This window comes from Exiguobacterium sp. SH31 (genome assembly GCF_001816105.1).
GTDB classification, from domain to species: Bacteria; Bacillota; Bacilli; order Exiguobacteriales; family Exiguobacteriaceae; genus Exiguobacterium; species Exiguobacterium aurantiacum_A.
Genome location: NZ_LYTG01000004.1, coordinates 1 through 5988 on the forward strand (window position 1 = coordinate 1; position 5988 = coordinate 5988).

The following is a 5988-nucleotide window of genomic DNA, read 5'->3' on the forward strand; positions in this document are numbered from 1 at the left end:
GAACTACAAAAAAATGAAAAGCGGGCGCTGTTCGTGACGACACTCGTCGGGAGTCAGATTCCGGACAGTGACGTCATCTCGCGGCTATGGGACACGGAAGGGATGTATCAGATGTGGCACCGCGGCATCACCCACTCGATTTTCCTCGTGCCGCTGTTCGCGTTACTGATTTACATACTCGTGCGCGTCTTGTTCAACGTGACCGGTGTCCGCTATTTCTGGTGGGCGCTCTTATCCGTCTTCATCCACAATACGGCCGATTTGTTCAACGCCTGGGGGACCGGTTATTTCGAACCGTTGTCCGACGTCCGGGTCACGTTCGGCGTCATCCCGATCGTCGACTTCGTCTATTGGGGGATTTTCCTCGTCGCTTGGCTCGTCGCGCGTCGGGCGGACGTTCGGCATACAGTGTATCGCTACGCCTGGGCAGCCATCGTTGTCCACGTCTTGATTCAAAGTGCGCAGGGTGCGTACTTGTATCAGACGTACGCCGCCGAGCATGAAGAAGTGGCACTCTCGGCCTCGTTCATCCCAACCCAGTTCACCGTCATCACGAAGACGGACGAAAGCGTCTCGATCTTCAGTGACTCGATCTATCAGACACCTGAGCTCGAATATGAGCTGACGAGCGCGGACGATGCCGACTTGACGCCGCTGTTTGATGAGAACAAAGAAGCGATAACGCTCAAACAGTGGTCACCGTTCGTTGTCGTCGTCGAAGAGGATGAACGTCTCGGTCTATACGACCCGCGTTTCTTTGACGGCGAGTCGTCATTCCTCTATGAATATATCGAATTGTAGGTGACATCATGCGACGGCTACGTTATTTGTTCATCTTCGGTTACGAGCAGGCGCTCAGTTGCATCTTCCCGGTTGCGATCTTCGGCGCGCTCGCGCTGACGAAATGGCTCGACTTTCCGCTGCCACGCTATGACGTGCTGCTCATTTGGTGTCTGCTCGTCCAAGTCGTGCTCGTCAAGACAGGGCTCGAGACGATGGAAGAACTGAAAGTCATCAGTTGGTTCCACGTCATCGGTCTCGGCCTCGAACTGTTCAAAGTACAGATGGGGTCGTGGAGCTATCCGGACGAGGCGCTGACGAAACTTTTTGGTGTCCCGCTCTATGCCGGCTTCATGTATGCGAGCGTCGGCAGTTACGTCGTCCAGTCGTGGCGCCGGCTCGACCTTGAGTTTTTGAAGATGCCACCACCCTTGATCGCTTTCGGGCTCGGCGTCGCCATCTACTTCAACTTCTTTTGGCACCACATTTGGCTCGATTTACGCTGGGTGTTGATCGGACTCGTCTTTCTCACGTTCGGCCGGGCCATCGTCACATACCGTCTTGACGATCGCCGTTTCACGATGCCTGTTGTCGTCGCGTTCTTTTTGATCGCTTGCTTCATCTGGTTCGCCGAGAATATCGTCACGTTCTATAACGGTTGGGCGTATCCGAACCAGTTGAGCGGCTGGGCACTCGTCGACCTCGGCAAGTTGTCATCTTGGTTCTTGCTCGTCATTATCAGCATCTTGCTCGTGGCGTGGCAGAAGCGACGCCAGGAACTCTCGTAAAAAACGTGTGCAACCGGAATCGGTCGCGCACGTTTTTTAGGTCGTTTATTGTTTGGAGCGGGCGATCATATGGACGATGAATATATAGAGTGGGAACGTGAGCGTGAGGGCGATGATCAATAGACCGACGACGGGGCTCGGCCATGCCGCTTCGCTCGGCGCAGAGACGACCCGTGTCCAGCCGTATGTGAACAGCGCCAAATAAGGGAGCCACAGGACATAGAGGAACAGGTTAAATGGTGAAGGTGCAAGGTGCTTTAAGCGTTTGATGATCAGACGTGCGAACAAAATGAGTGAAGCGAGACCGGTAATCGCTATGATAATCAAAGAAGCGTCACCTATACGTAGTGATAGTCGTCCGCTATTGGCGAGCAGTTGGATATTTATGAACGAGGTGAGTGCCAATAAGATTGATATTGATTGTAACTTGAGGAAATGGGTCATGGAATTCTCCTTATATAGAAAAGGATGATGAAACATTATTCAGCAGTGCTCGTATAATTATGAAAGAGGTGATCAAATTGGCGCAATTAATTGCGGCTTGGTTTGTCGGGTTTATGTGTGTGCTCTCGACGTTTGTGTATGTATCAAAATGGCGGAGCGAGCGTAAACTAATGAAATTGTTAGGTTCCGTATTCAGTGTTTTTATAGCCGTCGTTTGTTTTATGATTGCCGTACCAGATACATACGATCGGGCCTTCGACCGTTATGAAACGGCGAGCGGAAATTGCTACGTCGTCGACAATCAGTCAAAACAAGGTGGCGTGACGCTCTGGTTCGAAGAGGAGTCCTACGATTTTCCAGAGATACCGGAAGACGTCGCATATGGCCCAGGCACGTTGTTTGCTTGCAACGTCACGTTGACGAAAGTGAACTCGACTGGAGTTGACTATATGTTAAAATCTGAAGATGGCAAAACTCTCTTTTCAACATACTAAAGTATTCTTCTGATAAGAAGGATACTTTTTTTAAACGATTTTCTGCCATTCATCTTACTATATTCAATTATCATCTGGAATCTATTTTTCCGATAAAGATATAGTGGGAATGGAATGGATGTCGCTGAGTTATAAAGAGCATTTATTTAATGCGAAAACTGTCGAATCAAATGACTAGTTAAATTCCTGAAATTTTCCGAATATTGTTTTTATTCATAAATAATTATGATAAAATCATAACAGTGTAAATGGAGAATTTTTACTTTAAGGTGAGTGATATGCTCTATTTTGGAATTGGTTCTTAAATCTATATGTAAAATCGAAACGGTTATGAGATTGTACTTTTTTTGAAAGGAGAGAATCGGATGAATTTGCTTGCTCGAAAATCGGCTCAGTTTTTCATCACGCTGTTTGTGTTGATTGCGATCAGTGCCTTACCGTCACTCGTCGTGCAGCTCGAGTTCGTGCCATCGAATTACTGGAACGGGCTGCAACAACAATTTAGTCAGTTGGCGAAACTTGATGAGATTACATACTTCAACGTAACCGCGCAACGAGAATTACCGTTATTGCCTGCACTCGGTCCGCTCATGAAAGAGACGGTCATCATCTTTATGACGTCGCTTGTCGTTTCGGTCGGGTTCGCTCTTCTGTACGCTTATTTCTTTTATCGAAGCGGGAAGCGCGTGCGCACGGTGCTCCAACAATCGAGCCAGACGTTCGAGATGATCCCGGATTTATTTTGGCTCATCTTCTCGCAATTCCTCGCCATCACGATTTACAAGAAGACGGGGTTTGATCGGATTGAAGTCGCAGGCGGGTTTGCCGAATACATACGCTTTTTGCCGATTGTGACGTTGACGCTCACCATCCTGTTCTTCTTTCTCAAATGGTTGACGAAACATATCCTTGAGGAGGAAGCGACGCTGTTTCTCGAGCTAGCGCGGGCCAAAGGCGTCCGACCGGCCGCCCTGTTCTGGAGACACTTGCTCCCGAATTTGGTGTATCGCTTCTATCTCTTTTTCCGCTCGAACCTGATCACGGTGTTATCAAGTCTTTTAATCATCGAATATTTATTTAACGTTCAAGGGATTTTCCGTTTCGTCGTCTATAATCCTGTCATGCCGATCCTACTTGTCATCTTGTTGGTCGTCTATATCCCGATCTTTATATTGGATTTACTGGCGGAATGGCTCATCCCGAACGCCTGGAAAGGAGGTGTTTGATGCGTCGTACGCTACTGCGTGACCCGATTTTCATCATCGGGTTCGTGATTTTTGCCAGCTTGCTGTTACTCAGTATCGGCAATACCGTATTCCGCGATGGCCAAGTCGATCAATTCCTGAACCGTTACTCCGACGAGGGACGCTTGATTGGCATCCCGCCACTCGAACCGTCGAAAGATCAATGGCTCGGAACCGACCGGGCCGGGAACGACTTGTTCCAGATGATGATTGAAGGCTTTAAATGGACGGTCGGCATTTGTGCGACCGTCGCACTCGGACGGATGGCGCTCGGCCTATTGGTCGGGATCCCACTCGCATTTCGCGGGGCACGCTTGAACCGAATCTTCAAAATGGTGTTAGATGGATTCTTGATTCTGCCTATCTCGTTGTTGGCCATGATGATGTTATTCCCGTCCTTTTTCTTCGCGGACTCGACGATGGTGCCGCCGTTATTAGACCGCGTAACCCTACAGTTGACGGTGTTCGTGTTGCTCGGTTTCCCTGCCGTCACGCTTTATCTGATAACAGAAGTCCGGCAGTTGCTCAAACAAGAGTTTATGATCGTCGCTGAGACGTTAGGAGGCAGCGTCTGGCATCGGACGAAGCGGCACCTGTGGCCGCACCTCGTCCCGACGTTGGTCATTGTCTTCATGCAGCAATTCGTGCAAACACTGATGTTGCTCATTCATCTATCCTTATTCGGTGTCTTTTTCGGGGGAACCGTCTTCCTGTTTGAAGGGGTCAGACCGACACTGTTTGAATGGTCGTCGATGTTCGGTTTTTATTTCACGCAGTTCACGGCAATGACTTGGATGACGAACCATATGTTCCTCGTTCCAGCCCTCGGGCTGTCCATGCTCGTCTTTCTCAGTAACTTGTTGACGAGTCGACTCGAGCGGGCATTCCGATTACGACGTCAAAAATCAGTCGTCACCGATGACACGACGTCTCAAGCCGAGGCGGCAGCAGCAACGCTTGCGGATCCGTTCACGCTCGTTCATGCGAATGCCTCGTTTCAACAGATGAATCAAAAGAAAGCGGATGACATCAAGTACTGATGCCATCCGCTTTCTTAATTAATGTCTGATTATCGTAAAAAAACATAGGGAGGTTGAAGATGATGAGTACGAAATCGCTTACGCTCATTTTTATCTTAGTGTACATACTAATGAGCCTTCCTGCCATGTTAGGGATTGGCTATGTGATTGATTGGATTCCAGAAGCCACATTATTACAAAAAATGAAGGGGGATGTGATTGAAAACCTTGCGAATAACTATCTATTCAAAATGGTCGTTTCAGGAATTGTCAGTGTATACAGCCACTCCCACTTCTATACAGATTGGGAACAGTGAGGGTATACGATTCACAATGATTGATTAAAAAGTAGAAATTAACGAATTCAAAAACGATCTTCCGCTAGAAATAATTTATCTCTCGGGACCTCCAACGGATTTGGTTTTGCCGTCCCAAAAATCATTTAGATGATTCCACCATTTCAATGATTCTCGGTGTAATATGGATTAAAAACACTCGTATCTCGTCCGCTGTATAGTAATTTGTTTTGCAAATCTTCCAATAACCCAATTGTCGCAGCTTCCTTAACGTAAGCATCGCCAGTTGTAAGTAGCAATTCAATTACATCAAACACAGCTGAAAACTCATTCAACTCATTTTGTTTGTACGAGTCAACGACGTGCGTAGCGAAATCGGCAAAATCGATATATAGTAATTGTTCATCTCCAGTCTCGTAATTGTCCTGAATATACGAATCCCATCGTTTTTTATAAGAAGGACATGCTTGGAGAAACAGTTCCATGACTTCGCCTTTAGACACTTCTTCTTTCATTTTCACACCCTCTTTTTTAAGATACAATAAAAACCAATATTGTCGATGCTTCATCACCCTAATAGAGTCGTAATAAGCAATATAGTCAAAGTGTCCCTTGAATGATTCAAATAACTAAATCGTTGTTTGCTTGTCAATCGAATCAGTAGGTAATAAGAGGGCTCATAAACAATCGAAAGAATTCGTGCACAGGTGATTGTCACAATGATTGTTTACTCATCATAATGCGTTTTAAATTGTGCCATCCATTTATCGAGTGTGTCATAGTCTATGTTTCCTGACTTTGCCGTGTGAAAGAAACCGTGGTACCTGAGCGTCGTCTCGCTATTGATGATGAATTCATCGAGCTCTTCCCCGTCCTCATCGTACAATGTGACACGGTACGAGTACCCCATATAGCCGAAGCTA

At 47.1% G+C, this 5988-nt stretch carries 8 protein-coding genes and 1 pseudogene; 6 read left to right on the forward strand and 3 right to left on the reverse strand.

Annotation, left to right across the window (positions count from 1 at the left end):
• The coding region (locus A6395_RS00745; protein ID WP_071397465.1) for a metal-dependent hydrolase at window positions 1-801 on the forward strand (801 nt) is incomplete at its 5' end.
• Between the two features lie 8 nt (window positions 802-809).
• Complete coding sequence (locus tag A6395_RS00750) at window positions 810-1568, forward strand: DUF817 domain-containing protein (RefSeq protein WP_071397466.1); 759 nt, start codon at window positions 810-812, stop codon at window positions 1566-1568.
• 45 nt (window positions 1569-1613) lie between these two features.
• Here the strand turns inward: A6395_RS00750 and A6395_RS00755 are convergent, their stop codons facing one another.
• Window positions 1614-1895, reverse strand: a complete 282-nt coding sequence (locus A6395_RS00755; RefSeq protein WP_071397467.1) for a hypothetical protein — start codon at window positions 1893-1895, stop codon at window positions 1614-1616.
• Window positions 1896-2071: 176 nt separating this feature from the next.
• On the opposite strand from A6395_RS00755, the gene A6395_RS00760 reads away from it, so the two are divergent.
• The 4 genes from A6395_RS00760 (at window position 2072) to A6395_RS00775 (ending at window position 5086) form a co-directional block, all read left to right on the forward strand.
• Window positions 2072-2506, forward strand: a complete 435-nt coding sequence (locus A6395_RS00760) for a hypothetical protein (protein ID WP_071397468.1) — start codon at window positions 2072-2074, stop codon at window positions 2504-2506.
• A 365-nt stretch (window positions 2507-2871) separates the two neighbouring features.
• Window positions 2872-3732, forward strand: a complete 861-nt coding sequence (locus A6395_RS00765; RefSeq protein ID WP_071397469.1) for an ABC transporter permease subunit — start codon at window positions 2872-2874, stop codon at window positions 3730-3732.
• Window positions 3732-4790: an ABC transporter permease gene (locus tag A6395_RS00770; RefSeq protein ID WP_071397470.1), complete on the forward strand. Its 1059-nt coding sequence runs from the start codon at window positions 3732-3734 to the stop codon at window positions 4788-4790. The genes A6395_RS00765 and A6395_RS00770 overlap by 1 nt, the downstream gene beginning before the upstream one ends.
• A 62-nt stretch (window positions 4791-4852) precedes the next feature.
• Window positions 4853-5086: a hypothetical protein gene (locus A6395_RS00775; RefSeq protein ID WP_071397473.1), complete on the forward strand. Its 234-nt coding sequence runs from the start codon at window positions 4853-4855 to the stop codon at window positions 5084-5086.
• A 143-nt stretch (window positions 5087-5229) separates the two neighbouring features.
• Here the strand turns inward: A6395_RS00775 and A6395_RS00780 are convergent, their stop codons facing one another.
• The gene (locus A6395_RS00780) at window positions 5230-5580 is read right to left on the reverse strand and encodes a DUF7674 family protein (RefSeq protein ID WP_071397471.1); all 351 of its coding nucleotides are present in this window, start codon (window positions 5578-5580) and stop codon (window positions 5230-5232) included.
• 212 nt (window positions 5581-5792) lie between these two features.
• Window positions 5793-5988 (reverse strand): annotated as a pseudogene (locus A6395_RS15930) (DUF5395 domain-containing protein); the annotation flags it as partial.

Coding starts and splice junctions, on each gene's coding strand:
- A6395_RS00750 (WP_071397466.1), top strand. CDS start 810: ATGCGACGGCTACGTTATTTGTTCATCTTCGGTTACGAGCAGGCGCTC.
- A6395_RS00760 (WP_071397468.1), top strand. CDS start 2,072: ATGAAAGAGGTGATCAAATTGGCGCAATTAATTGCGGCTTGGTTTGTC.
- A6395_RS00765 (WP_071397469.1), top strand. CDS start 2,872: ATGAATTTGCTTGCTCGAAAATCGGCTCAGTTTTTCATCACGCTGTTT.
- A6395_RS00770 (WP_071397470.1), top strand. CDS start 3,732: ATGCGTCGTACGCTACTGCGTGACCCGATTTTCATCATCGGGTTCGTG.
- A6395_RS00775 (WP_071397473.1), top strand. CDS start 4,853: ATGAGTACGAAATCGCTTACGCTCATTTTTATCTTAGTGTACATACTA.
- A6395_RS00780 (WP_071397471.1), bottom strand. CDS start 5,580: ATGAAAGAAGAAGTGTCTAAAGGCGAAGTCATGGAACTGTTTCTCCAA.